The following is a 26,995-nucleotide window of genomic DNA, read 5'->3' on the forward strand; positions in this document are numbered from 1 at the left end:
ACGGCGCACTCTGAAGACTAATACGAGATGAAAGGGCAGGTGCACGGCGATGAGGAACCGCGCGAGTATCCGACAGTGGATAGGAGGCGTTCTAATCCGTGTGCCTGCCCCTTTTCTTGTCTTTTTGGGCGGCGGCACGGGTGCGCTGTGCCGCGTGTACACCCCCGGTGGCGTGCTGGTGGCGAACCTGCTGGGTTCGTTCACGCTGGGCCTGCTGACGATGGTGTGGAACGCCTACGCGCGCCGTGACGGCGAGGACCGGATTCACTCGTTCCGCTTGCTGTTCGGTGCGGGTATGATGGGCGGCTACACGACCTATTCGTCGATTGCTGCGGTACTGGCGCAGACGATTTTCCTGCCGTACACGGTGCACGGCGGGTATATGGTGCTGGCGGTGCTGGTGCTACTCGTGGGTGGTTTGGTTGCCGCCGCAGCCGGCATGCTGACCGGCCGTTTTGTGGCGTCCCGTCTGGTGCCCGCCCGTGATGCTGAGGAGGGTCGCTAATGTTTTTCGCTCTGATGGTGTTCCTCTGCGGTGGTCTGGGTGCGATGACCCGCTTCTTCCTCGATAAGGCGATGTCGCCTCGTCTGCGCACGGAGTCGTCGATTATTAGCCCGGTGTTCGTCATTAACCTGGTGGGTTCGTTCCTGTACGGTCTGCTGATTTTGCCGGTGTCGAATCCTCGCGCGCTAGGCGTGCACTATAACGCCACGGATCAGGTGGCGTTCTGGTGCACCGTGATTACGACCGGCCTGCTGGGTGGGTTTACGACGTTTTCGACCGCCATGGTGGAGGCGCTGACCGCCCGCTCTGAGGGCAAGATGGTGAAGTTCCTGATGCTGTGGCTGGTGCAGGTTGTGGGTGCGATGGTGGCAGCTCTGGCGGGTGCGTTGCTGTTTGTGTTGCTGTTTGGTCGGTATATTGCGCCGGTGTTCCCGCCGGATGTTCTGTACTGACCGCGCCAGCTGTGGTGGTTCTCATGGTGTGTGTGGGTGTGTGTACAGCTTTTTCACAGTTTCGCCTAGGGCAAGCCATAGAGCGGTCTTTTACACTGGTGGTGAACGATATGCGGCGGGTATGAACGGTAACCCGCTATATACCACCAAGAATATATGTTAGAACAGGCATATATGCAGGTGGAGTTCATATAACTCACTCTCACGACCTAAGGAACACACGGCATGCAGGAACTGCTCAGTAAACACATGATTGGCACCTTCGCCATCGAGATTGCGGCGCTTACTGTCGCACTCTCTATCATCGGGTTCATTGGTATGCGCCTGCGCGCCAAGAAGACCGGTCGAGCGCACAGCATCCGCCAGTACTTGCTGACCGCGTCCTTTGCGCTGTTCCTTGCTTCTATTCTTTCCCTGACGCTGACCCCGATTGGCTCTTCCAATAGTGTTACGAACCCCGAGCTGTACTACCCGCGTTTCTATGTGGGCTGGAGCTGGCAGCAGGCGTGGGATCTGACTGCCGGCATAGGTCTGCGCCGCTTCGCAACGACCGTGTATGCGCAGCTCTTCTTCAATGTCGCCATGTTCATCCCCCTGGGCTTCTTTACTGCGGGCTGCCTGCGCTGGGGTCTGCGCGCTACGGCACTGAGCGGCTTCGCACTGTCGAGCTTCATTGAGTTGAGCCAGTTGACCGGTAACTGGGGTCTGGCGGGCTTCACCTACCGCACTTTCGATGTGGATGACATTGTGAATAACACTGCCGGCGCGGTTCTCGGTGCGGTCTGCATCTGGGTGGTGCGCGCGATTCAGAAGCGCCGCGCGGCTAAGCATGACCGGGCACTGGCAATGGCGTCCGCCGCGGCGTAGGAGCCTCTGAAAGTCCCCATGTCCCTTCCGTGAGGTAGACGCAACAAACCCCTCATTTTCATAACCTGACCGATATTGTGCAGGTTATGAAAATGAGGGGTTCGCTGTTTTTAGATGAAACCTCGCCGGATAAATCTATTCAGATAAACCCGGCTCGATGAAACCCTAGACAGGGAAGCTCTCGGGTGGGAAGACTACTCGTCCTCGGTCAGCCGGTTCACGACGCGGGTGCTACGGTTGCCCTTCACCTCTTCGGGGAGCAGAATCGGCATGGAACCGGTCGGAGTATAGGTTGCCGCGCGTGCCGCCGCGGTAGCGTGGGTGTCCTCAAACTCGGGGATAACCTCGGCGCTGGGTGCGCGGTACAGGTGGCTATTAGCCCACCATGCGAAGAGCAGAACCGCAATCGCTAGAGCGCTGGAGACGAACAGCAACGGGCTGACCTGACCCTCGTAGTAGAGCTTGAAGAACGCGCCACCCATGAAACCGCCGGCAATCGGGCCGCAGATCGGAACCCACGCGTAGAACCAGCGCGAGGAGCCCTTATCGTGGATGGGCAGCAGGGCGTGCATGAGGCGCGGACCGAAGTCACGGGCGGGGTTCAGGGCGTAGCCGGTCTGACCGCCCAGACCGATGACGAGTACGGTGACCATGAAGCCGAAGGCGAGGGGCTTGAGCACGTCGTTGAGGTTGAGAGAGAGTTCCACACCGCCGCTGATGGACGGCTTGAAGTTCACGCCGGTGTACAGTGCCGAGAAGACCAGCATGAACGTGCCAATCATTTCGGAGAGGGCGTTGGTGAAGTAGTTGTGAATGGCGGGGACGGTGCCGAAAACGCCGAGCTTAATCTTCTTGTCGGCGGTTGCCTTCCAGTGCGGCAGGTAGTTGAGGTAGACGAGGCCGGCGCCGACCATTGCGCCGAGTACCTGGGCGATGATGTAGCCGGGGACCTTCTCCCAGGAGAACTCGCCGAACGCTGCCAGGCCGATAGACACAGCGGGGTTGAGGTGGCCGCCGGAGTAGGCGTGGGAGGCGTAGACGCCGAAGGTGACGGCGAAACCCCAGCCGAAGGCGATGGTGAAGAAGTTGTCGCCGTGGCCTTTGGATCGGCGAAGTTCGACGTTGGCGATGACGCCGCAACCGATGGTGCACATGATGAGCGTGCCGAGGAATTCGGCGAGGTAGGGGCTGATGGTGTACACGGGGTGTCCTTCAGGTAGTGAACTGCGGGTGGTAAACCGGGATTCGGTTGGGGGCGCAGTGCCGAGCGTGAGGGAGGTGTGGTTTTGTGTGGGGTTATGCCGCCCGAGTGGCGTGTTTAACCTTTGGCATCTATGGAACCCTGAATGCCCTAGAAGGGCAATACTTTGGTGTTATTTCACCCTTAGACATAAGCGGTTTTTCGGGTTTTTCGTTTAAAAATAAATGTGGCGAATGAGGGGAAAATCGGTCATAGTCCACACCTTGGACTCATTCCATAAACTCGCGGTTGAACCCATGGAGAAACTCACGAATAAACCCGCGATCAAACCAACACTCACCCCCGCCATCAGCACCCGCCCTCAGCATAGAATGCCCGGGCACCTCACGGGGTACCCGGGCATTTTCTGTAATTTTTATGCGGCTCTAACTGCGGCTCTTGCGAACCGCGGTGGACTGGCTGTTACGCCGCTACATGGTTGTTACATGTGCTACTTGGCGCTCGCCCAGTCGAGAATCGCCTCGAAGAAGCGCTCGCATTCGCTCAGCTGCTCCAGCTCAATCCACTCGTTCGGAGTGTGCGCCTGGGCGATGTCGCCGGGGCCGCAAATGATGCTCTGCACGCCGGCACGCTGGAACTGGCCCGCCTCGGTGCCGTAGGTGACCTTCTGCGGTGCGTCATTGGTGCCCAGCCACTCGTGTGCCAGGTGAATGAGCGGCGCGTCATCGGCGGTGCCCAGACCCGGCACGGCGGCGAGTAGCTCGTGCTTCGCACCCACGCGGGAGGTGAGGCTACCGGGCTCCGCACCGGTCAGCTTTTCGGCGCGTGCGGCGCGTGCCTGCAGATCCGGCAGGATCACCTCCGAAAGCTCGCGGTCAATACGCTCCACGAAGGATTCGGTGGTCACCTGCGGCAGGGTGCGCACATCGTACTCTACGACCGCCTGCTCAGCGACGATGTTGTACTGCAGGCCGCCGGTTGCCAGGTTCACGCTGCCGGTGGAGTGGGGAATGATGAACGACTCGTCGAACGGGCCTTCTTCTTCCCACTGGTCCGCCATGTCGGTGAAGAAGGTGATGAACTCGCCTGCTGCGGCAACCGCGTTCACGCCATGGGTGGCGAGGGAGCCGTGCTTGGGCACGCCGGTGAAGGTGACGCGGCCGCGGTGTGCGCCCTTGTGCGCGTCGATAATGCGCATGCTGGAGGGCTCACCAACAATCGCGTAGTCGGGGGCGAGGTCGCGCGCCACGAACTCCTCGATAAGGGAGGGTGCACCAATGCAACCGATTTCCTCATCGTAGGAGAACGCGAAGTGCAGGGGAGTGCGCAGCTTCGCTTCAGCCACGCGCGGCAGCAGCCAGAGCGCGACGGCGAGGAACCCCTTCATATCGCAGACACCGCGGCCGTAGGCGCGGGTACCCTCCACACGCAGGGTGAAGGGGTCGGCGTCCCACGCCTGACCGGCGACGGGTACGACGTCCGTGTGGCCGGAGAGAATGAGGCCGCCTCGGGTGGTGCCGTCAGCGGCAGGGACGGTGACCAGCAGGTTGGCGCGGGTGCCGTCCTCGTTGTAGGTGCGCACGCCGCTGTAGCCGTAGCGGGCAAATTCGGCTTCGATGAGCTCAATAAGTTCCAGGTTGGAGGTTCCGGAGATGGTGGGGAACGCGATGAGCTTTTCGAGCCAGGGGAGGGATGCGGGCTGGGTGGTTTGAGCCGTCATAACTATTCCTTCTGCAATGTAATGCTGTGCGCTGTCATGTGCTGCGTGCGCTTTTATGTTCAGGGTACGCCGCGGGGCGGTATTCGTCGCCTCATGGTCGTCGAATACCGCCCCGTGACCCCTGTGCGGGGTTAGATGCTGTAGTTGTTCACGTTCGAGTGGTCGCCCAGCGCGTGGAAGTTACGCGAGTGGTAGACCAGCGGGGTGCCTTCGCAGTCGTTGCGGATGAACTCTTCAACCTGTGCGGTGAAGACGAGTGCGGGGCCTGCCTCAACGCGGCTGAGCGGGGTTGCACGCAGTACGCGGCGTACGCCGTGGACGAGGGGCTCGCCGGTGTGGACGAATTCCCAGGTGCTGGGGTCGTCGAAGCGGGGGTAGTCGTGGGTTGCGAAGTTCTTCGCGAGGGTCACATTCTCAGCGTCGAGCATGTGCACGAGGAAGGAGGACGCAGCCGCGATCTTTGCTGCGGAGCCGCTGTTTGCCTTGAGGGAGAAGGCGATGATGGGCGGTTCTGCGGCGACGGAGGTCAGCGAGGAGGCGGTGAAGCCTGCAGGTTCGCCGTTTTCGTCGGTGGCAGTGATGATGGCGACGCCGGCGGGCTGGTGGCCGAAGGCGAGCTTGAACTGCTCGGAGGTGTCGGCGATGGGTGCCTGTGCTGCAATGGTTTCGGTCATGATCGACCCTTTCTTCTGCGGCTGCGTTTAGGGTTCGTCCAGATGTGTATGCGTTGGGCGACCCTTTGTTAAGGGGAGATATGTTTCAGGGTAAAGCTAAAGGGTGGTGAACACCTTATTTATTGCCCTATGTTTCTTAGGTGCACCTTTCATGACGTAGGGTGTGAAATATTACGTCATATTCTTCGCCGTTTGGGGGTGTGCCGGTGGTGTCCCATAGGGTTCCCGGTGAAAGGTTCCGAACGGCGGGTTGTGGGTGCTGTCCCTCTCTCTTCTGCGGGGTTTCGCCGGGTTAAAGAAGCCTCTGGGGTATCCTTGCTAGGTACTCGAAAGCGCGCCGCGCCCCGTATTTGAGGGGTTTTTCGGTGCGTGAACTGTGGGGAGAAGAGGGTTAATGAGCTGGTTGGCAACTATTCCGCTGCTACTTTTTGCGGTCGTGTTGGCTTTCGGCCCCGGCTATGCGATGGGCTGGGCGTTGCGTGTTCCTGCACGTCTGCGCGTTTTTTATGCGCCGCTGCTGACTTTTGCCCTGGTGGCTGTCTCTGCGATTGTGCTGGGTAAGACCGGCATTCCGTGGAGCCTGATTTCTTTTGTGCCGGTCGCTGCCGTGATGGTGGCTGCGGCTGCTGGTCTCATGTGGCTGGTGGGTCGCCGTTGGCCTGCTCTGGCGTCTGCCTCGTGGCCGGGTAATGATGTTCCTGTGGCATGGCCGGTGGTGGGTGCTGTGTTAGGCGGATTCCTGGTGCTGCACATGACCGAGGACATGGTCTACGGGCCTGAGGCGTTCTCGCAGAGCCTGGATAACTCATTCCATATGAATGCAATCCGCTGGATTCAGGAGCACGGCGACGCTTCCAGCCTGACGATGGGTGCTGTGAGTGCAGCGGACCAGGAGCCTACCTTCTACCCGGCGGGCTGGCACGACTTTGTATCGCTGATTTACAGTACGACTGGCACTAGCATTGCGACGGCAACGATTGTGACGGTGCTTCTGACAGCGAGTTTCGTGTGGCCTTGCTCGCTGGTAGCGTTCAGCTTGAGCATTCCGAAGCTTCGCCGCCTCCAGGCGCTTGCCATCCCTGCAATAATTGGTGGTTTTGCAGCGTTTCCCGGTCTCCTCCTGCGTTGGGGTGTTCTCTTCCCGAACCTTCTAGGGTACGCTCTGCTACCTACGTTTGTGGCATTAATGGCGCATTTGGTTCAAGCTCTGTTACGTCGCGAGTTCTCGGTTCTACTCTCTCTGGGGCTATCAGCCCTGGTGAGCATCGCGGGTCTAGCGCTCGTACATCCGAATGCTGTGGTGTCCGCCGTGGTCTTTGCTCTACCGATGTTGCTAGCTGGTGTGGTACAAGTAGTGCGCTCGCACGAGTTGACCTCGCGGCAGAAGCAAATGGGTAGCCTTCTGCTGGTAGGTATATCAATCGGATGCGTGGGTGCTTGGGTAGTGCTACGCCCCGATAACGCGGCTAGTAGTTCGTGGTTCCCCATCTTGAGCGAAGGTGATGCTCTTTATCAGTTCCTTTTCCTGGGCCTGGAGAATGGTAATCAGCTGGGTGATACTTTCAATCCTTCTCATGTAGTGGGTTTCCTGGCGTTATGGGGTGTCGGGTATCTGCTATACAAGCGCCGTAACCTGTGGCTGATTGCTAGCTGGGCACTGATTGGTTACCTGTGGATTATTGCGGCTACTGTGCCGCGCGGTGACTTCCGTTTGCTGATGGTGGGCCCCTGGTACACTGACCACTTCCGCTTGGCGGCGCTAATCGTATTCCCCTCAGCAGCTCTGGCTGGTATTGGATTGGGTGGTTTCGTGGAGGGGCTGCTCACCTGGATAGTCCGTCGCGTTCCACGTACGGCGCGTCTGAATGTGGCGACGGCCGGAATGGGTGTTGCCGCGGTGTTGGTTTTGGTTCTTGCCGGTCTGACTTCGCGTGTTCCTTCGGTGCAGGAGACAACGTTGGCTGTGTCGAAGGAATATCGGGTAACGCCGTCTTCTGTGGTTGTGACCCAGGATGAGTTGAACGTCATTAATGAGATTCCGAAGATTGTTCCCAAGAGTGACACTATTGTGAATAATCCCTGGGACGGAAGCCCCTTTATATACGCACTGGCTGATCGTCACTTGACCAGCTACCACTTTGAGTTCCAGACCTCTCCGAAGTACGCGGCAATCATCAATGATTTGAAGGATGCCGCCACGAACCCCGAGGTGTGTCGTGAGGTAAAGCAATACCGTGCTTATTGGTACGTACATATGGAGAACCAGCTGAACTTCGGCCCTGGTGCCCAGAAGAATTACGATGCTCTGGTGGAGGCTAGCGCCACTGATTTGATGACACCGGTATATTCTTCGGGCCCTATTGTTCTGTACCGTATCACCGCGTGTGATAACTCTTAGCATAGGATTTCTATCCTCGCGGGTGTATGTTTAAATAATTGGGGGGCGGCGTGTATGGCGTCGCCCCTTCGTTATCCTTTAAACCTGTACCGTCTGTACTGATAAGATGGAATTTGGTATGCCCGCAGTGTATGCCGACATACACATACACGAAAGCAGGAAGGTATAAGCACTGCATGAACTCTGAGGTACTTTCGCAGACTCCTCGAACACTCATTATCATGCCAGCATGGAACGAGGAGGAGGTGATTGGCGGGACGATTGAGGAACTTTTCCGCATGATGCCTGAGGTCGACCTGGTGGTCGTCAATGATGGGTCCACCGACCGCACCTCTGAGATTGCGCGCGCTGCTGGCGCTTTCGTGATTGATCTTCCCTACAACATGGGTATCGGTGGCGCTTTGCGGACCGGTTACAAGTATGCTCGCCAGGCCGGTTATGATCGCGTAATTCAGGTTGATGCCGATGGTCAGCATGATCCGAAGGGTATCCGCACTGTGCTTGCTGGCCTGGAGGATGTCAACATCTCGATCGGTTCCCGCTTTGCTGAGGCGACGAACTATAAGGTGTCTGGTCCGCGTAAGTGGGCGATGGTGGTTCTGGCCCGTATGTTTACGATGATTTCAGGCGAGAAGTTCACCGACGCCACCTCCGGCTTCCGTGCGGCAGACCGCAAGGCGATTGAGCAGTATTGCGAGCATCTACCTGCTGAGTATCTGGGTGACTGTATTGATGCCTGCGTGATGGCGATTCGTTCTGGCTTGACTGTTAAGCAGGTGCCGGTTGAGATGCGTGAGCGTCAGGGGGGTACTCCTTCTTCGAGCCCGTGGAAGTCTGCGGTGTACCTGGTTCGTTCTTTCTTCTCGTTTGGCATGTCGATGACTCGCCAGAAAACGAATGTGGGGTCTAAGTAAATGAGCGCAAATATTTTTTTCCTTCTCATCGTGGTGGTGATGGAGGTTCTCGTTCTGGCACAGGTACGCAACCAGAAGATGAAGGAAAAGTACGCTGCACTGTGGCTTATTGTTGGCGTCATCATGATTGTGCTAGCGCTTTTCCCGAAGCTTTTGGATGCCCTCTCGCGTCTGGTGGGTATTGAGACCCCGGTCAACCTGCTGTTCCTACTGGCGATTATTATGCTGATGGGTATTAGCTTGCACTTGACCCTGGCTATCTCGAAGATTACGGATGATATGCGTACCCTCGCTGAAGAAGTTGCGATTTTGAAGGCTCTTCAGCGTCAGCCGCAGGGCGCTTCCCGCGCTACGGAGCGAGAGCAGAAGAAGCCCTAAAGCCCCTGATTTTTATACGTTTCTACACGTTTGAGCTTGGAGTAATACCTCATGACCGTTGATATTCTGTTCCCCTACTACGGCGACGTCGCCATGATGAAGCAGGCTGTGCTGTCCGTGGTCGGTCAGACCAACCCGGACTGGCGCATGATTGTTGTTGATGACGGCTACCCGGACGACTCGATTCCCGGCTGGTTCGAGTCGCTGAAGGATGAGCGCATCACCTACATGCGTAATGAGAAGAACTTGGGCGCGAACGGTAATTACCGTAAGTGCTTGACCTTCGTAGAGAATGACCTGGTCACCGTCATGGGTGCTGATGACGTCATGCTCCCCAACTATGTGCAGTGGCTCGTGGATGCGGCGGCTAAGCACCCTGAGACGTCCATTTTCCAGCCTGGCGTGGTCGTGATTGATGAGAACAACGGCCTGTCGAACACTCTGGTGGAGCAGACTAAGGCGTTCTACCGTCCCAAGGGTGAGGCTGTTCTGCAGGGTGAGGAGCTGGCTACCTCCCTGCTGCGCGGCGCGTGGTTCTACTTCCCGTCCTTGGGTTGGCGTAAGGACGCTATCGTGGGCACCGGCTTCCGTGAGGGCCTGAACGTTGTGCAGGATATGGCGCTGATCCTCGACATTACGATGCGTGGCGGCTCCCTGTACTACGACCCGCAGGTTGCGTTCATGTACCGCCGTCACGGTGGTTCTGACTCGTCTTGGCGTGCCCTGGAGGGTACCCGCTTTGATGAGGAGCGCCGTTACATGAACACCATTGCTGATGAGATGACTGCCCTGGGTTGGACGAAGGCTGCCCGCGTGGCTCGTATTCGCTTCTCTTCGCGTGCTCACGCGCTCACTCTGCTGCCGAAGGCGGCTCTGGCGAAGAAGTGGCAGGGTGTTAAGAACCTTGCCGAGCACATCGTAAAGTAAAGACTTCAATCTTATAGGTGCGACCAGTAGAGAACGGAGATAGCGTGGAATCATCGGCAGAGTCCCAGCCGAAGAAAATGACTCGTGGTCATTCGATGGCAATTTTGGGATCGTCCGGTTTAGCTGCACTATCTTCTCTAGGAATTACCGTTGTAGTGAAACGGTTTCTGGAGGGCGAAAGCCTGACGGAGTTCCTTCTCTTCTGGTCGCTTCTTTTTGCCCTCTACGGTGTGGTGGTAGGTATCCAGCAGGAAGCTACCCGCGCTGTGGGCACTGCACGCCGCGACGGTAAAACTGGTGCACGTATTGCCCCCGTGGGTGCTCTGGTGGGTCTTATTGTGGGCGGGCTGACCTTAGTGACGAGCCCTCTGTGGGCTCCTGCCCAGATTCCTTTGAGCGGGTTTAGCGGTGTGCTGCTCCTGAGTGCCGGTGTGGCCCTCTACGCTATGCACATGACTCTCTACGGTGCGTCTGCTGGCCAGGAAAGCTGGTACCTCTTCGCGAGTGTGTCGGGGTTCGACGCTATTTGGCGTATCGTAGCTATCTGTGCGGTCGGTCTGGTCTCTGCACATCTAATCGGTCTTGAAGCCGCAACAGTTTCTCCGGTACTTCTGTGGCTGCTGATGGTGCTTCTGCTTCCAGAAGCTCGGCGAGTTTTTAGCTCTCGTGCGGATGTTTCCTCGGGCCGTCTGCTGTATAACTACACGCTGTCGATGGGGTCGTCGACTGCTAACGCGGTTCTTATGATGGGCTTGCCGCTTCTGCTGAACGTTAGCATCGATTCAAACGACCCGCTACAGCAGGTTATTTTGGCGGTTCTGATTCTGGCGATTTCGATTACGCGCTCGCCGATTATGATTCCTTTGCAGGCTTTTCAGGGCGTGGCGGTGTCTGCTTTCTTGAAGCAACAGAACCATCCGTTGCGTGCTTTTGCGAAGCCTGCTGGTGCGCTGTTGGGCGTGGGTCTTGTGGGCGCTGCGGCGGCTTATGTGCTTGGCCCGTGGCTGTTTGGTCTGCTTTACCCGCCGAAGCCTTTAGAGGTTGGAGCGTACGCCCATGTGGTGACTTCTCCGGTGCTTGCGCTTTTGGTGTTTGCTTCTGCTTTCCTGGCGCTTCTGGTGTTGTCGGGGTCGCTGGTGATTGCGTTGAATATGCACCGGTCGTATGTGGCTGGTTGGGTGCTGGCGGCTGTAGTTGCTTGTGTGGTGGCGGTGTCGCCGTTGCCTCTTCTGACTCGCACTCTTCTTGCCCTGTATGTGGGGCCGATTCTTGGCCTGCTAGTACATTTGGGTGCGATGGTGTGGCAGGCGCGTTCTGTGTCGAATAGCGGCAATGCTGAGCTGGAGAATATTTAATAAATAAATGATGAGGGGTTGAGCAAACGAGTAGTTATGCTCAACCCCTCATTTCTAGTAGAGTGAAGAACCTCTAGGTCTCCGGGTTATACAAAGTAACCTTATGCTGTGGTGAATCGGCTGGATGCTTCATCCGTCGCGTAGGAGGGCATCTACTGTGGTCAGTATTCACCCATGCCATCCACAACCCCCAAAGGGCTATCGCGAGACCAGCCCACACACTAGCCTGCTCCTGCGATAGAATGCCGTAGGTTTGTAGAACAGCAGTGGCTGCTGGAATCACTGCATAGAGTTGCTTACGCCACCCCGGACGATGCCTAAGCACGACGCTTCGACTTCACAAGGTTCTCCAAATCTGCAATTTGCTTGTGAAGACGTAGCATATTCTCATCGAACCATTCCACGATAGCTCGAGTGCTGACTTTTGCCTGGCCGAAGCGCTGTACGGCAGGGTCGCCTTCACGCACAAAAGGCGCATCATACACATCAGTCAGAGCTCGATGAGCTGCCTGGTATGCAGTATTTTCAGAAATAGGTGCCATGATAATCTCCTTGGCGGTTGGGCAGCTATGATAGCTGCGGTTTAACAGAAAACCCCGCCAGGATAAACCTGACGGGGTGAACTACAGCAGATAAAGAACAGCTTCCTGCGGTAGCTTTATCTGCCTGGGAAAATGATGTAATCCTACTGGAACGGTTACCTATTTTCACAGGCAGAAGTTTAATACGGACGGTATCAGTCCTGGCTATGAAGTAATAGGGCTAAGGCCTTCATACCTTCTAACCCTTCCCACATAGCAGAGCAAGAACGACAAGATGCCCTTTCAGCGGTGTAATACAGTGCAGATCGGCGTATTGATGTTGAGCCGTCGCAGCTTGTTTTCATGACTTCCTGCTCCCCGCAGTTAGGACAAAATCCCTGCAAATCATGACTGGGATGGCGCAACGCGACGATGGCCCGAATCCAACTGGTCGTCGTTGCTAACGCCTCATCATGAAGCTCCTGATGTAGGTGATTGCGAATCCACGCAGAAACCTGATTTTTCAGCGGTGCACCTGGGAATGAGGACATTACAACGGAACGAATAGACTCTTGAATTTCTAATGCATTAGCAGAAATAGGTATACGACATCCAAAACGGCTGGTGCTGGATGCTCCTCCGGTACGTGAACCACCGGCTACATAATCTGCCAGCTCATCCAGTAATGCCTGATGGCGTGGAATACGGAACTTTGTGCGATGTAGACACTGACGGTCTGCGTCCTTCACTGGCGTGCCCACAGTTAGAGCGATTAGATGCTGCTGCAGTTGCTCGCCAGACGAAATGGTAGCCATATGATGTAGCCTCTCTGCTAAATGAGTGAATTATTGATATCCGCTACAGTGCGGAAGGTGTGTGAACCATAGTGTTGGCTCTACAAAGGGTTGCTCTGCTTCTGCTTCTTGGCAGGGAAGTTGAAGCATGTGACAGGCGTTTTCTCCGTGCGCGTAGGAATGATGCTAAACCAGCATCATGAACGGCCCATTCATCCTGTCCGCTCTTCTTGCCGATTGGAGCTTCAGTATCCTGGTGCGCATTCTGTTGCTTCATTTGCCGGTAGTGCTTGCGGCATAAGGGATGCCCGGCATGTCGAGAATCCGCATCTATTGGTTTCTCGCAACGCGTGCAATGAGAAAGCGCAAGAAAAAGAACCGGATTTGCTCGCGAAGGGTAAATTCGCTGCTTTGAAGTTCGTCGAGCTCGAGGGTTGACAGGAAGATAGACCCGCGGTGAATCAAGAGGTACGGTACCCTCTGGTGCGTGGATACATGCACGGCAGATGGAATATATGGGATTCCACTGATTCTCTATTGCGATGCGTTGTCCGTAATTTTCAGGTTGGATACTACAGGCTGGAAGAGAGATGCCAGCGGTTCTCCAACATCTAGGACAAATAGGTTGCCCTGATGATATGCGGGGATTCTTGTGGAGGCGTATCGCCCTATGCCGCGCTTGGCATGTGCGGCAACCAGTGCGATATGTGTCTGTCGGCTCGTGGCATCCTTTGCATAGCCGAGATGGGTACTTCATGAGTCCTCCTTGGAATCAAAACCTAGCAGAAGATTAATCCGATGTTTATAAAAGACGTAAATTAGTCTTTAATATTCATCAGGGGGGGGGGGTAACATTTAATAAATATTTTTTGTATTTAATTGAAATTCAACTCTTAGAAGTTTATTTTTACTAAAATGATTCACAAAGTGAAAGTATGCTGGTGGTTGAGTGTGTTATATATGAGAATTTAACTTGTTTTGGGTAGGGTCCATGGACCCTACCCAAAACAAGTTTTGATAGTTATATATCTATGAGGCTCTATGCATTAGAGAGCTCGGATTGCATTCTCCAGCTCCTTTAGGCTGGTCTCCAGACGGATCATAGAAGTATCAAACCAATGGATGACACCGCGCAAGCCGACAGTGGCATTGCCATAGCGAGCCTTAGCGAGGTCGCCCTGGCGAACAAAAGGCTCATCAAAAATTGCATTCATCGCATTCTTCGTTGCGCGATAGATAACCTCTTCTTCGTTTACTTCTGCCGGGGGACGATAAATCGTGATTGCGGGACCACCGTTGTACGACCAAATCGTGTCGTGCGGATTGATAGAAATACCATTATGGCCAGCGTTGCAATGGATAATCGTGTCGTGGTCATCATAGAAAATGCCGGTGTGGCCAGCTGCACCGTTGGTGTATCCACGGCGACCCCAAATAAACACGTCGCCACGTCGTGCCGGGTAATTACCCGATGCATCCGGTCGAACCTGAGTCCAGCCGTACTTCTCCAAATCATTAAACAGAGACTCTGTACTACCAAGTCCCGTACTCTTCGGAAGAAGTCCCGCCTCATGCAGGGCCGAATAGACAGCCGAAGAACAATCGTAAGAATGCGGGCCAGTTCGATAATCCATCGAATAGGTCACCTTGCCCTTACGCTGCTCCATCCATGCAATCGCCTGATCAATCTTGGACATAATAAAATCCTTTCGGAAAGGCGGTAGCCCCGCACTATGAACCTCCCGGGAAGTTCATAGTTCGGGGCTACCGCAAATGAATTGGACACTAAAAACGCCGACCAGCTTTATCTTGGTCGGCGTGACTGCTCGGTAGGCACACTCCTGCCGAGGTGATATTCACTTTACGTGAGTTGGGATGCGAAAGTCCTGTCGCGTATTTTTGAAATTACAAATTTCTTTATTGTTCACTCGGTCTCCGTGTTTCTACCTACTTCAAACCTTGGGAACTTAGGTAACCCTATGGAAAATGGGTGGGGCGCTCCCTACACTGGAAGGGCACATTGACAAACCGCACGGGCCGCCCACACCGCGGCCCCACCCCTCCCAACGGGTATAGCACCGAAGGAGCCACCCATGAGCCGACGCACCGACGCGCCCGCCCGATCACCACGACGAGCCGCCCTCGCCAGCTGGATAGGTTCCGCCCTCGAATACTACGACTTCGCCGTCTACGGCACCGCCGCCGCAATCGTGCTCAACCGCATCTTCTTCCCCGAAGACACCGCCGCCATCGGCATCCTCAAGTCCATGGTGGTTGTGGGCGTCGCCTACGTTGTGCGCCCCTTCGGCGCCATGATCGTTGGACCCCTCGGTGACCGCTACGGCCGCCGATTCGTCCTGATGCTCACGCTCTTCCTGATGGGCTTTGCCACCTTCGCAATCGGTTGCCTGCCGACCTACAGTGAGGCGGGTATCCTCGCCCCCACCCTGCTGGTCATCTGCCGCATGATTCAGGGCCTCTCCGCCGCCGGTGAGCAGGCAAGCTCCATCTCCATCTCCCTGGAGCACGCCAACGAGCATCAGCGTGCCTTCACGACCAGCTGGACCCTGCAAGGCACCCAGTTCGGCTCGCTACTGGCAACCGCCGTGTTCATTCCCTTCGCCGCCCTGCCGGACGAGCACCTGCTCAGCTGGGGCTGGCGCGTACCCTTCTGGCTCTCCGCCTTCGTGGTGGTGACCGCCTGGCTGATTCGCCGCACCCTCTCCGAGCCGCCCGCCTACCTGCAGCGCGAAAAGCTCACCGAATCCCCGCTCATGCTGGTCTTTAAGCACCACAAGCGCGCCGTGCTCACCATTGCCGTGTGCGCCATGGTCAACACCGTGAACATGGTCTTCACGACCTTCGCGCTTTCCTTCGCCACCAAGGGTTACGGCCTTGACCGCAGCACCATGCTGTTGGTGCCGGTCGCCTCCAACACCCTCGGTCTGATTGCGATTCCGCTCGCCGCCATGCTTGCCGACCGGATCGGTCGTAAGCCCGTGTTCATTACCGGTGCGGTTGCTTCGTCCCTGGTGATGTTCCCGTACCTCGGCGCGATTACCGAGGGTAACTGGGTGGGTATCTTCGCCTACGGCGTGCTCATGCACGGTGCGCTGTACTCCATGGCGAACGGCGTGTGGCCCGCCTTCTATGCGGAGATGTTCCCGACCCGCGTGCGCGTGACCGGCCTGGCGCTGGGTACCCAGATTGGCTTCGCAATTTCTGGAGGCGTGGCGCCCGCTGTGGCGACGAGCCTCGCCGGTGCCGACCTGCATAACGCGGTGCTGCCCGCCGTGTTCACGGTCGCCATGTGTGTGCTAGTGGCGTTGGGTGCGCTGACGGCTCGTGAGGGGTATAAGAAGTCCCTTGCGGAACTGGACGCATAACCCAAACAATATATTCCGTATATAGAATAAATACAGGTGGGGCTGGGTAGATAACTATCCAGCCCCACCTGCGTTTGGTTTTCTAAACCCCCTGCTGTGCCGCAATCAGCGCCTCAAAATGCGCCGCCATACGCTCGGCGTTCGGTTCCAGCCCGGTGAAGAGGCGGAACGCATCCACCGCCTGACCCACCGCCATGTAGCCGCCCGTCAGCACCTCGCACCCGGCGGCACGCGCCGCGCGCACCAGCTGCGTCTGTTGCGGCAGGTAGATGACGTCCGCAACCCACAGGCCCTCACGCAACACCCCGGCGCTCAGTGCCGACTCGCTCAACGGCATACCCGGATGCACGTGCATACCCACCGGGGTTGCATTCACCAAACCCTGAGCTTCCAGTAGAGCTTCAATGAGGTGCTCGTCGTCGCTCAGCACCTCGATTCGGGTCTGCGGGAAGAGCCCACCCAGCTGCTCCGCAAGCCCCTGCGCCTTCGCTGCGTCACGCTCAAAGAGACTCAGGCGGCGCACCCCCAGGCGGCACAGTGCGTACGCCGTGGCGCTACCGGCACCGCCAGCACCCAGCTGCACCACGTGCTCCAGTCGCGCCGGATCCTCCGCCACCTGTGGCAGGCCGCGCTTCAATCCCGCAATGAACCCGGAGTAGTCCGTGTTATCGCCGTAGAAGCTGCCATCCTCGCCAATCACCACGCAATTGACCGCGCCCAGGGCGCGTGCCGCATCCGACAGTTCGTGCAGGTGCTCCATGACCGACTGCTTGCAGGGGTGCGTGATGTTGAAAGCGTTGAAGCCGAGCAGTGCCGCCGCATCCAGAAGTGCCGGGGCAGAGGTGCCATCCAGGTTCAGGGCGTCCAGGTCGACGGGGCGGTACAGGTAGCGCACCCCGTGCGCGTCTGCCTCCGCCTCATGCATGGGAGGGGTCAGGGAAGAGGTGATGCCGTCACCAATGAGACCCACCAGGAAAGATTCAGTACGCAAACTCATAGTTTCACTGTACGTGTCCACCCCTCAAGATGCACCTACTTTCTTGAACCCGTACCAAATACGCGCTGGATTTGGGAAGAAGATAAAAATAATTTCTACGCCCACAAGAGCGATATGTCTGACAGAAACACCTCGAAGGTATAAGCTTGGTATAAGTGCTCGCGCGCCACGGTGCGCACATGAGACCACACAGACACCGTCACAGTGAAGTGATACCGATATTCGGAGGATAGATTGTCAATGACTGACAAGGCTATGGCACACTTCGCTGGCGCCGATGCATGGGTCGAGCAGTATTTCCTGAACAGCCCCGAAGATGAGCGTGAAGAGTTCACCCCGGCAGAGTTAGAGGATTTGGCTCGCACCCACCGTGCGCTAGCTCAAATCCGCCTGCCCAAGACCCCTGTCGTTGCCGCACGCAACGACGAGTACAACACCACCCTGTACGTCGCGACCGACGACATGCCGCACATCGTCAGCTCCCTGACCGCATGCCTTGCCACGCACTTTGGTGGTTTCGTCACCATTCTTCACCCCACCTTCCTCGCTGAACGCGGCCCGGACGGTACCCTTTTGAGCCTGCGCGGCACCGGCATGCGTGGCAACCTTGCCAGTGGCGATACCGCCACTCTTGGCGTGCCCTCTCTGAAGCTCAGCGAGAACGCCCCGGCGGGTACCACTGTCGCTATTGAATCCTGGATTGCGGTTCGCCTGACCCGCTACCTCACTGAGGAAGAGCAGCGCCGCTGCGAGAAGGAAGTTGAACGCGTCCTCGCTGACGTTCGCGCCTGCCACGCCGACCTGGATGCCATGGTCACCCGCGTTTTCGACCTGGCGCAGTCCATGTACGACCTGCGCGGCGCAACCCTGGGTCACGGCGAGGAATCCTACGCCGCCAACCCGCGCGGTGTGGAGCCTGCCTCCCGTGTGGAGGTGGCACAGGACTTCCTGCGCTGGCTGACCCGCGGTAACTTCGTGTTCATGGGCGTTAAGGAGCGCGTGCTGGATGGCACCTCCGGCGCTATTTCTCTGGTGGACCGCCCCGGTTCGGCGCTCGGTATTCTGCGCACTACGGAGGGTAAGAGCCGCATCCCCCTTTCGGGCGAGACCTTGGAGCGTGCCCTGTTCCCGCGCCCCCTGTACATCACGAAGGCGAATTCCCGCTCCACCGTCGCACGGAACGACTACCTGGACTACATTGGTGTGCGCCGCTTCGACCTGAACGGTCGCGTGATTGGTGAGTACGTCATTCTGGGTCTGTTCACCCGTCAGTCGTACGCACTGCCCGCCATTGAGACTCCGCTGGTGCGTGAGCGTATCGCGATGGTACGCCGCCGCCTCGGCTACCACCCCGGTTCTTACTCTGACAAGGCGCTTCTGGGTGCCTTGGAGGATTACCCGCGCCTGGAGCTGCTGCACGCTTCCGCTAATGATCTGACCGATACGTTCGGCGGCATCATGGGCCTGGAGGAGCGCCGCAAGACCCGCCTGTTCCTGCGCGCTGACCGGTTCAACCGGTTTATTTCCGCCGTGGTGTACCTGCCTCGGGATCGCTACAACACGAACGTGTGTTCCCGTATCCAGCGGGTGTTCCAACAGGAATTTGATCTTAGTGCCATCGACCATGAGGTGTACCTGTCCTCCTCATCGTTGGCGCGTCTATTTTTCCGCATTCGGCTCACCAACCCCAACGATGTGCCGAAGACGGATCATCAAGCTCTCGAAAAGCAACTGCAAGAAGCCGCCCGCTCCTGGGTGGAAGCAACCGCAGCTGCTATTGAGGCATGGAAACCCGGAGCGGCAGGCCGCCGACTCGCATCAGCCTGGGCAGATGCGACTAGCGCAGCCTACCGAGCCGATTACACAGTAGAACAAGCAATCGAGGATATCGTGATTCTTGAATCTCTCTCGGGCCAGAAGCCCGCCGCAATCAAGGTTGAAGCCGGCGAAGCCAACACCACCCGACTGAAGACCTACCTGTCCGCACCTCACACCCTCACCGAGCTTCTGCCGGTTATGCAGAATATGGGTCTGGTCGTTGTTGATCAGAAGCCCTACGAGTTCAAGCCTGAGGATGGCGAAGACTACGGCTACCTCTACGACTTCGGAGTTGAATTCCCCGAGGGCGTGGACGCAAACGCTGTGGCTTCCCTGTACGAGGATGCCCTGAACGCCTACCTGCTCGGTGAGCGCGAGTCCGATACCCTGGACCGCCTGATCCTGGCTGAGGGCCTGACCTGGCAGGAAGTACGTCTGTTCCGTGCCCTGAACCACTACCTGATTCAGCTGGGCCTGGGCTACACCCCGTCCTTCATGTCGAACACCCTGCTCGCTAACCCGGCCATCACCAAGCACCTGGTCGAGTTCTTCGAGGTCAGCTTCGACCCGAACAACGGTCTCAACGATGAGCAGCGCAATGCACGCCGTGACGAAATCGAAGCAGCCCTGGTTGAGGAACTGAACCAGATCCCCACCCTGGACGCTGACCGCTACCTGCGCTCCCTCGGCAAGGTTATCCGCGCTATCCTGCGCACCAACGCATACCTTGCTGACCGCCCCGCACTCGCATTCAAGGTGGCACCGCAGGAGATCGACTTCGCACCCCTGCCCCGCCCCAAGTTCGAGATTTTCGTCTACTCCCCGCGCGTTGAGGGTGTTCACCTGCGCTTCGGTAGCGTCGCACGTGGTGGCCTGCGCTGGTCGGATCGCCGTGACGACTTCCGCACCGAGGTGCTCGGCCTGGTCAAGGCCCAGATGGTGAAGAACGCCGTCATTATCCCCACCGGCGCGAAGGGTGGCTTCTACCCCAAGCAGCTGCCCGACCCCGCAGTGGATCGTGACGCATGGATCACCGAGGGCCGCGAGTCCTACAAGGTCTTCATCGGCTCCCTGCTGGATGTCACCGACAACCTCGCAGTGGGCACCGACGGCTCCGAGACCGTTGTCCGCCCCGAAGGTGTTGTAGCACGCGACGCTGACGACTACTACCTGGTGGTTGCAGCGGATAAGGGCACCGCAGCATTCTCCGACACCGCAAACGCAATCAGCCTGGAGCGCGGCTTCTGGCTGGGCGACGCCTTCGCATCCGGCGGCTCCGTCGGTTACGACCACAAGGCTATGGGCATCACCGCACGCGGTGCATGGGAGTCCGTCAAGCGTCACTTCGCTGAGCTCGGCCACGACGCTCAGACCGAAGAGTTCACCGCAGTCGGCATTGGCGACATGTCCGGTGACGTGTTCGGTAACGGTCTGCTCCGCTCCAAGGCAACCCGCCTGGTCGCAGCATTCGACCACCGCGACATCTTCCTGGACCCGAACCCGAACGCGGCAGTGTCCTTCGACGAGCGTCAGCGCCTGTACAACCTGCCCCGTTCCTCCTGGCAGGACTACAACCGCGACCTGATTTCCGCCGGTGGTGGCGTGTACTCTCGCGGTCTGAAGTCCATCGAGATTACCCCCGAGGTGCGCGAGGTTCTGGGCCTGGATGAGTTCGTCACCGAGCTGGCACCGACCGAGCTGATTTCCGCAATCCTCAAGGCACCGGTCGACCTGATTTACAACGGCGGTATCGGTACCTACGTGAAGGCATCCACCGAGACCAACGCACAGGTTGGCGACAAGGCTAACGATGCACTGCGCGTCAACGGCAAGGACCTGCGCGCCAAGATTGTTGGCGAGGGCGGTAACCTCGGCTTCACCCAGCTGGGTCGTATTGAGGCTGCGCTCAACGGCGTTATCCTCAACACCGACGCAATCGACAACTCCGCAGGTGTGGAAACCAGTGACCGTGAGGTCAACATCAAGATTCTGGTGGACCGCCTCGTGGCACACGGCGAGCTGTCCAGCGAAGAGCGTGCTTCCTTCATCGAGTCCCTGCAGGACGAGGTCGGCGGCAAGGTCCTCGAGACCAACGTTGAGCAGAACGTCCTGCTGCAGGGTGAGTTCCACGGCTCCTTCCTGGGTACCAACCTGTACAAGCGCCTCATGCACGACCTGGAAGAGCACGCCGGCCTGAACCGCGCCGTCGAGTTCCTGCCCACCGACGAGGAGCTGGATGCACGTCTGGAGACCACCGGTGACCGCCTGACCCGCCCCGAACTGTCCGTTCTGGCTGCGTACGTGAAGATTTACCTCACCCACGCACTGGAGCAGACCGACTTCGCGGACGACCCCTACCTGGAAGGCGTTCTGCGTAGCTACTTCCCGGCAGCACTGGTTGAGCGCTTCGGTCAGCACCTGGACTCGCACCCGCTGCGCAAGGAAATCATCTGCACCCGCGTCGCTAACGAGCTGGTCAACATCGGCGGTATCACCTTCGCATACCGCGTGATGGAGGAGTTCAACGTCGGTATCGATTCCGTCGCACGTGCCTTCATCGTCGCTCGTGAGCTCTTCGAGCTGGGCACCGCAGCTAAGCTGCACCGCGAACTGCCCCCGAAGACCCCGCTGGATGCATGGTTCACCGTTCTGCGCGACAACCAGCGCGTTCTGGATCGTGCAGTCCGCTGGTTCATCACCGAGCGTGGCGTGGTTGCTGGTACCACCATCTCTGAGCTGCTGGAAACCTTCGGTTCCGTCGTCGAGATGCGCCACAACCTGCCCGAGTACCTCTCCGGCACCTCCCGTGAGCGTGTTCGTGCAAAGCGCGATGCAGGCGAGGCATGGGGCCTGCCCGAGGAGCTCATCGTCATCTGGATTCGCGGCTTCGAGGGCTACGCCCTGATGGACGTTATCCGTTCGGCACGCGACCACGATTTCGAAGCAACCTCGCTGGCACCGGTCTACTTCGCAACCTACGACCGCTTCAAGGTGGACGAACTGCTCGGCCTCATCTCCGACCTGCCCCGCAGCGACCGCTGGGAGATCCTGGCACGTCAGGCACTGCGCGGCAGCCTCTACGAGACCGCTGCAGGTCTGGCACTGTCCGTGGCAGAGGGCGCGAAGGGTGACTTCTCCACCGTGGACGGTGCACAGAAGGCACTGGCTACCTGGATTGAAGAGCACCCGACCCGCGTGGGTAACATTGACCGCATCCTGAAGGAGATTGGTGAGGCCGCTCTGGACGTCACCGGTCACCCGCGTCTGGCTGTAGTGTCCGTGGCACTGCGTACTCTCTCGAGTGCATCCTAAATAGCTAAGGCCCGTTAGGGTCGCTTAGAGCATCCCGGTTCCCTCCCGTTGGGAGGGGGCCGGGATGCTTTTGTGCAGGGACACATGGTGCGTGCACAGGTGGTGCGGGGGATCCTTGGTCGGGTGAACCTTGTGCCGGTGTGCCAGCGCGTCAGCACCTCGCGTGGAGCACTCAAATCAAGGTTGTTGCACCCCGCGCATATTGCACAGAATATTGCTCTCACTAGGTGTTTTACGTTCTTATGTGACACACATTATGTGGGTGTGTCCTAAATCCCTCCAAATATCAAGTAGAGGGTTAAGGAAACCAAAGGTTTTAGTTGATATATGCCGTATATTGATTCACGGCGGCATCAGCGCAAGCCATGGGGACCCGGCACTTCTCGGCATGACGAGTCTTCCCTATGGAACGTCACACGGTGCTGTTCAAACACACTGCCCCTAATCTTTACGATTATCGACTGAAAGTCTGCAAGATTGTCTACCAACCACGGTACTGAGGAAAAAAGCAACAGCGCATGGCGCCTCCTCATTAACTTTCTGCTTTACGTCTCTCCGGTCGCCCTGCTGACCACCGTCTTCCCCATGGTCACCCCGACCATTAACCGGTACAACCTCGATGGTGTACCCCTGATCCAGGTGATTCTGGCAGCGTCCATTACCGTTCCTTGGCTCAGCCAGGCAGCCTGCCTGCCCCTTTACCGTGCTATCCAGATGGAGCACAAGAAGATTGCGGACGCCCGCGAAGGTCTACGTATTCACGCTGAAACCCTTGAGCACCAGCTCAAGCGCGCCGAAGCACGAGCCGTACGCGCACGCATGTCCGAGCCGCAGTTCCAGGACATTACCGACCTGACCGCGTTCACCCGCAACTGGCTCTACCTCTTCTTCATGACCATGCCGCTGGTGCTGCTCTTCGCAATTCCGGTCGCCCTCGTTCTTCACTGGAGCCCGACTGCATTCGGTGCGTTCTTCGTCCTGGGCGTTCTCAATATTGCGTTCGCGCAGCTGCTGGTCATCCCGAACCTCGCGAAGAACCGCATCATCTGGTTCATCGCGTGGCTTGGCTACACTCTTGCCCTGTACTGCTACCCCGTCATCTGGTTCCTGCCGCCGCTGGTCGGTTCGCTCATCCTGCTGGTGAGCCTCGGTAAGGACCTGGTGCACCTGCTGCACTTCGCGCGCATCCCGCTCAAGGATATTGCGCTCGACGCCCTGCGCGGCTTCTTCACCGGCTCCATCATCTGGGCTGATAAGTACATGCTCTTCCTGGTCACCGGCGGTGAAATCAACGTCGTGGCAATCTACCTGAGCCTGATCCCCTGCGTTATCGCCTACAACTACTTCTTCGTGGTGGAGGCAGACCGCGTCAACGCAAGCATCCAGCACCTGTGGACCATCTTCGACCGCCTGCCCTACAAGGGTGTTCAGGCGGAGTCTTCGAAGGCTCTGCGCACCTCCAACCACGCTATCCGCAACTCCCTGCTGATTTACATCGCCAGCGCTATCGTCACCGGCATCCTGATGTTCATCTTCCTGCCGCAGTCCTACCCGCTGGCGCTCTCCGGCCTGGTCGTGGCGTTCCTCTTCGTTGCAGTGGCACTGCTGATCTACCAGATCGAGTACATGACCATGTACGTCACCGTGCAGCTGCTCTCCGCAGCGCACCTGGTGCTGCTCTTCATCTCCTTCATGATTCTGCCCAACGAGACCGGCTACCTGCCCATCATCGTGGGCGAGACAGTGCTCGCCTTCGCATGCTACCGCGTCTACCGTCAGGCGTGGGCTGCACCCGAGTACTCCCTCTTCTGGCGTCGAGCCCTCGCCTGGTAAGAACCGCACGGTCCGCGAAAGATACATACGACAATGACTGAACAGATGTACCGAAACCACTACGCGCCGCTGCAGCTTCCGGCTCCCGGCCCCCACTACAGCGACCCCGAATACCCGGACGTTGACGTCGCCATCATCATGGAATCCACCTACCCCTACCTCAAGGGTGGTGTGTCCGCGGTGGTGCACGATATCGTCTGCGAAAACCCGGATCTGACCTACGGCATTATTCACATCGCCTGGGATAAGAACTCCCCCCACGAAGACCTCTACGGCATGCCCGAGAACGTCAAGTGGGTCAAGGTGCTGTACCTGAGCCTGGAAGTCAACCGCGACGCCTTCGCGGAAGCCTGCGACCCCTCCGCACTGCGCATGAACTTTGCGGAGCGTCAGGCGCTCACCCAGCGCCTCATGGACGGATTCAGCGCCCTCATTGCAGGCGACGTGAACCCCCTCTGGAAGCTCTACGACGAGGGCATCAACCCCGCAACTCGCAGCTACAACCTCTTCGGCCTCTTCGGAACCCGCGAGTTCATGCAGGCGATTGCGGGTCTGGGGTTCTTCTCCGAGGTGCCCTTCGGTGAGCTCTTCTGGAAGGTGCGCGACTTCGTCTCCATCCTCTTTGCGATCCTGCACGAGCGGATGCCGCACGCCCGCGTCTACCACGCCCACACCACCGGCTACGCGGCACTCATCGCCGCCGCAGCCGCACGTGACCACGGCACCAGCTTCCTGCTGACCGAGCACAACCTGTACATTCGCGACACCGTGAACACCAAGCTCGAACGCAACATGGCGAAGCCCGTCACCACCGACTACGCCTTCCTCAACGAGGAGCGTGAGCACCCCGGCCTGGGCCCGGTCACCCTTGACGAGCGTGCCTGGTCCGTCTGGTTCGTCGAAATGGGACGCTTCTGCTACCCCAGCGCCGACATGGCAACCTACCTGTACCCCAAGGCCCTGGAAGAGGCACGCGGTATTGGCGCGCCCATCGACCAGATGAACGAGGGTGACAAGGACCGCGCAATCATTCTGCCCAACGGCATGCTCATCGAGTCCGTGGCGGAAGCTTACTATGCCCGCCAGTCGGCGCGTGCCCGCATCCTCGCTGAGGGCCGCGGCCACGTGTGGCGCTTCGTGTTCATTGCCCGTGTGGTGCCCATTAAGGGCCTGACCGACCTGATTCGCTCCCTCGCGGTGCTGCGTGATCAGGGTCTGGTGAACTTCCACCTGGACGTGCTCGGCCCCAAGGACCACCTGCCCGAGTACTACGAACTGTGCCTGCGCACCATCGAAGAGCTCAACATGGGCGAGTACATCACCTTCCACGGCACCGTGAACGTGCGTGCGATGCTCGACCGCTTCGACCTGCTGCTCATGCCCAGCTACAATGAGGGTCAGCCGATTGTGGCGCTCGAGGCGATGGCTGCGTCCATCCCGCTGGTCAGCACCGACGTGGGCGGTATGTCCCAGCTCATTGATGATGTGCTGGTCGCCCCCGACGGCCACGAAATCGGTAACTGCGGTATCTTGACCATCCCCGGCGATATTCACGGCTTCGCGGCGGCGCTGCGCACCCTCATGGAGGAGCCCAGCATCTACGAACGCTACTGTGTGAACGCCTACGACCGTATCGTCAGCTTCTTCCAGCTGCGACTGGTCATGGACCGCTACAACACGATCTACCGCGAGCTGGGCAAGCTGCCCCCTCGCGCCCCCGAATTCGACCCGGAGTACGATGGCGAATAAACTCACCCGCTTGGGCGGACCCGGCAAATTTGGTGCCTGGGTCCGCTACGGCGGTAAGCCCATTACCCAGCAGCAGCTCGATTTTGCGGTCAAGAACTACTCTGTCGCAATCCTGCAGCCCTGGGAACTGGACGCGGCACGCTACCTGAAGAAGCGTGCACCTCAAATGGTGGTGCTGGCGTATAAGTGCCTGTCCTCCACCCGCTCTTATGAGCCCGGCCCGATCTATTCTTCGGGTGTCTCTTACCCGCTGGCGCAATCGATGGCGAACTCCGGTAAGGATTTCTTCGCCCACCGCCTCAACGGTGACCGTATTGAGTGGAAGGGCTACCCCAAGCACTTCCAGATGCAGGTGTGGAACGCCGACTATCGTTGGCACTGGGTGGACGCTGTGGTGCGCGAAATGCGCGACTCACCCTTTGACGGGGTCATGGCTGATAACGACGTGGAGAACGATTACTACGGTCTGGACCTGCCCATCCAGGGCGTGGAGTCCATGACGAAGATCCGTGAGCACCTGGATTTTCTGGTCGCGTACGCCGGTATTGAGCTGAATAAAATCGGCAAGATTCTGGTGCCCAATATTGCTGAGTCTCGTCTGCGTTACGGCAAGTGGGAGCGTCACAGCGCCTACGGTGGCGGCTTTGAGGAGGTGTGGCTTGGCTGGGGTCCGAACGACTACCTGTCTTCGCCGTACGCCGTGATGCAGGGTCGTGAGATTGCGAACGGCTCGGCGGGCGACGTGAACCTGGGTACTACTTTTGCGGGTCTGGGTGGCCGTAGCGCCGCCTCGCAGAAGAAGGTGACGATTCTGCGTACCCCGCTCAGCGACCGCAAGGCTGCTATTACCGGTACGGATGAGAACTTTCTCTACGGCTTGGCGGGCTTCTGGGTGTTCGGTGGAGGCGCCTTCACCGGCATCAGCGCAACCCACCACGACGCCTACGACGAGATCCCGCACGCCCCGGAGCTTTCCTACGACCTGGGCGATCCGGTCGGCGGCATTATTGCTCAGAAGACCGCTCAGATTCGTGCCTTCACGCACGGTTGGGCTGCCCTGAACACCGGCTCGAAGGATGTGACCGTGAAGGTTCCTTCCGGCCTGGTGGATGCGGCAAACCGCCCGGTGCCCTTGAGCTTCACGCTGCGGGCGCATCAGGGTGTGGTGTACCGCCGTAAGGCGTAATTTGTCGC

20 protein-coding genes are annotated in these 26,995 nt (G+C 58.3%); 13 read left to right on the top strand and 7 right to left on the bottom strand.

All coding sequences use genetic code 11. From position 1 onward, the window contains the following. Nucleotides 1-100 precede the first annotated feature (100 nt). The 3 genes from HMPREF2999_RS00310 (at nt 101) to HMPREF2999_RS00320 (ending at nt 1,824) form a co-directional block, all read left to right on the top strand. On the top strand, nt 101-505 hold the full coding sequence (locus HMPREF2999_RS00310; protein ID WP_246823047.1) for a fluoride efflux transporter FluC: 405 nt from the start codon (nt 101-103) through the stop codon (nt 503-505). Beyond that, nucleotides 505-957, top strand: coding sequence for a fluoride efflux transporter FluC (locus HMPREF2999_RS00315; RefSeq protein WP_070674212.1), 453 nt, complete (start codon nt 505-507; stop codon nt 955-957). Before HMPREF2999_RS00310 ends, HMPREF2999_RS00315 begins: the two co-directional genes overlap by 1 nt. 225 nt (nt 958-1,182) lie before the next feature. Beyond that, nucleotides 1,183-1,824, top strand: coding sequence for a VanZ family protein (locus HMPREF2999_RS00320; protein ID WP_070674215.1), 642 nt, complete (start codon nt 1,183-1,185; stop codon nt 1,822-1,824). Between the two features lie 194 nt (nt 1,825-2,018). Here the strand turns inward: HMPREF2999_RS00320 and HMPREF2999_RS00325 are convergent, their stop codons facing one another. The 3 genes from HMPREF2999_RS00325 to HMPREF2999_RS00335 form a co-directional block, all read right to left on the bottom strand. Next, a complete protein-coding gene (locus HMPREF2999_RS00325; RefSeq protein WP_070674218.1) occupies nt 2,019-3,026 on the bottom strand; it encodes an MIP/aquaporin family protein in 1,008 nt (335 codons plus the stop codon). Nucleotides 3,027-3,515: 489 nt separating this feature from the next. Further along, nucleotides 3,516-4,745, bottom strand: a complete 1,230-nt coding sequence (argE, locus tag HMPREF2999_RS00330) for an acetylornithine deacetylase (protein WP_070674221.1) — start codon at nt 4,743-4,745, stop codon at nt 3,516-3,518. Between the two features lie 131 nt (nt 4,746-4,876). Next, the gene (locus HMPREF2999_RS00335) at nt 4,877-5,419 is read right to left on the bottom strand and encodes a flavin reductase family protein (RefSeq protein WP_049338626.1); all 543 of its coding nucleotides are present in this window, start codon (nt 5,417-5,419) and stop codon (nt 4,877-4,879) included. A gap of 394 nt (nt 5,420-5,813) precedes the next feature. Here HMPREF2999_RS00335 and HMPREF2999_RS00340 point away from each other — a divergent pair, with 394 nt between their 5' ends. From HMPREF2999_RS00340 to HMPREF2999_RS00360, 5 genes are all read left to right on the top strand, one after another. Then, on the top strand, nt 5,814-7,817 hold the full coding sequence (locus HMPREF2999_RS00340; protein ID WP_070674224.1) for a DUF6541 family protein: 2,004 nt from the start codon (nt 5,814-5,816) through the stop codon (nt 7,815-7,817). A gap of 176 nt (nt 7,818-7,993) precedes the next feature. Continuing rightward, entirely contained in the window at nt 7,994-8,731 is a 738-nt protein-coding gene (locus HMPREF2999_RS00345; protein ID WP_070674227.1) for a glycosyltransferase family 2 protein, read from the top strand. Then, entirely contained in the window at nt 8,732-9,109 is a 378-nt protein-coding gene (locus tag HMPREF2999_RS00350) for a DUF2304 domain-containing protein (protein WP_070674230.1), read from the top strand. It abuts the gene before it with no gap. 51 nt (nt 9,110-9,160) lie between these two features. Continuing rightward, on the top strand, nt 9,161-10,036 hold the full coding sequence (locus HMPREF2999_RS00355; RefSeq protein ID WP_070674233.1) for a glycosyltransferase family 2 protein: 876 nt from the start codon (nt 9,161-9,163) through the stop codon (nt 10,034-10,036). Between the two features lie 155 nt (nt 10,037-10,191). Beyond that, nucleotides 10,192-11,391 carry a hypothetical protein gene (locus tag HMPREF2999_RS00360; RefSeq protein ID WP_246823048.1) on the top strand — a complete coding sequence of 400 codons (1,200 nt, stop codon included), beginning with the start codon at nt 10,192-10,194 and terminating at the stop codon, nt 11,389-11,391. A gap of 317 nt (nt 11,392-11,708) precedes the next feature. Here HMPREF2999_RS00360 and HMPREF2999_RS00365 read toward each other — a convergent pair whose 3' ends face one another. From HMPREF2999_RS00365 to HMPREF2999_RS00370, 3 genes are all read right to left on the bottom strand, one after another. Continuing rightward, a complete protein-coding gene (locus HMPREF2999_RS00365) occupies nt 11,709-11,933 on the bottom strand; it encodes a hypothetical protein (RefSeq protein ID WP_005504194.1) in 225 nt (74 codons plus the stop codon). Between the two features lie 194 nt (nt 11,934-12,127). Continuing rightward, nucleotides 12,128-12,727, bottom strand: coding sequence for a DUF7340 domain-containing protein (locus HMPREF2999_RS09335; protein ID WP_141754931.1), 600 nt, complete (start codon nt 12,725-12,727; stop codon nt 12,128-12,130). Between the two features lie 1,025 nt (nt 12,728-13,752). Beyond that, complete coding sequence (locus HMPREF2999_RS00370) at nt 13,753-14,403, bottom strand: peptidoglycan amidohydrolase family protein (RefSeq protein ID WP_005504199.1); 651 nt, start codon at nt 14,401-14,403, stop codon at nt 13,753-13,755. Nucleotides 14,404-14,799: 396 nt separating this feature from the next. Here HMPREF2999_RS00370 and HMPREF2999_RS00375 point away from each other — a divergent pair, with 396 nt between their 5' ends. Continuing rightward, nucleotides 14,800-16,092 (top strand): MFS transporter, encoded by a 1,293-nt coding sequence (locus HMPREF2999_RS00375; RefSeq protein ID WP_049350236.1) that lies wholly within the window; start codon nt 14,800-14,802, stop codon nt 16,090-16,092. Nucleotides 16,093-16,174: 82 nt separating this feature from the next. Here HMPREF2999_RS00375 and HMPREF2999_RS00380 read toward each other — a convergent pair whose 3' ends face one another. Beyond that, nucleotides 16,175-17,089, bottom strand: coding sequence for a shikimate dehydrogenase (locus HMPREF2999_RS00380; protein WP_070674239.1), 915 nt, complete (start codon nt 17,087-17,089; stop codon nt 16,175-16,177). A gap of 240 nt (nt 17,090-17,329) precedes the next feature. Between HMPREF2999_RS00380 and HMPREF2999_RS00385 the strand changes: the two genes are divergently transcribed. The 4 genes from HMPREF2999_RS00385 (at nt 17,330) to HMPREF2999_RS00400 (ending at nt 26,987) form a co-directional block, all read left to right on the top strand. Beyond that, complete coding sequence (locus HMPREF2999_RS00385; RefSeq protein ID WP_070674241.1) at nt 17,330-22,219, top strand: NAD-glutamate dehydrogenase; 4,890 nt, start codon at nt 17,330-17,332, stop codon at nt 22,217-22,219. A 477-nt stretch (nt 22,220-22,696) separates the two neighbouring features. Continuing rightward, a complete protein-coding gene (locus HMPREF2999_RS00390) occupies nt 22,697-24,052 on the top strand; it encodes a hypothetical protein (RefSeq protein WP_070507430.1) in 1,356 nt (451 codons plus the stop codon). A gap of 33 nt (nt 24,053-24,085) precedes the next feature. After that, nucleotides 24,086-25,801: a GT4 family glycosyltransferase PelF gene (gene pelF, locus HMPREF2999_RS00395; RefSeq protein ID WP_070674243.1), complete on the top strand. Its 1,716-nt coding sequence runs from the start codon at nt 24,086-24,088 to the stop codon at nt 25,799-25,801. After that, nucleotides 25,791-26,987, top strand: coding sequence for a putative glycoside hydrolase family 15 protein (locus HMPREF2999_RS00400; RefSeq protein ID WP_070674245.1), 1,197 nt, complete (start codon nt 25,791-25,793; stop codon nt 26,985-26,987). Before pelF ends, HMPREF2999_RS00400 begins: the two co-directional genes overlap by 11 nt. The last annotated feature ends 8 nt before the right edge of the window (nt 26,988-26,995 follow it).

The sequence above is a fragment of the Rothia sp. HMSC066H02 genome, assembly GCF_001814995.1.
Classification (GTDB): Bacteria; Actinomycetota; Actinomycetes; order Actinomycetales; family Micrococcaceae; genus Rothia; species Rothia mucilaginosa.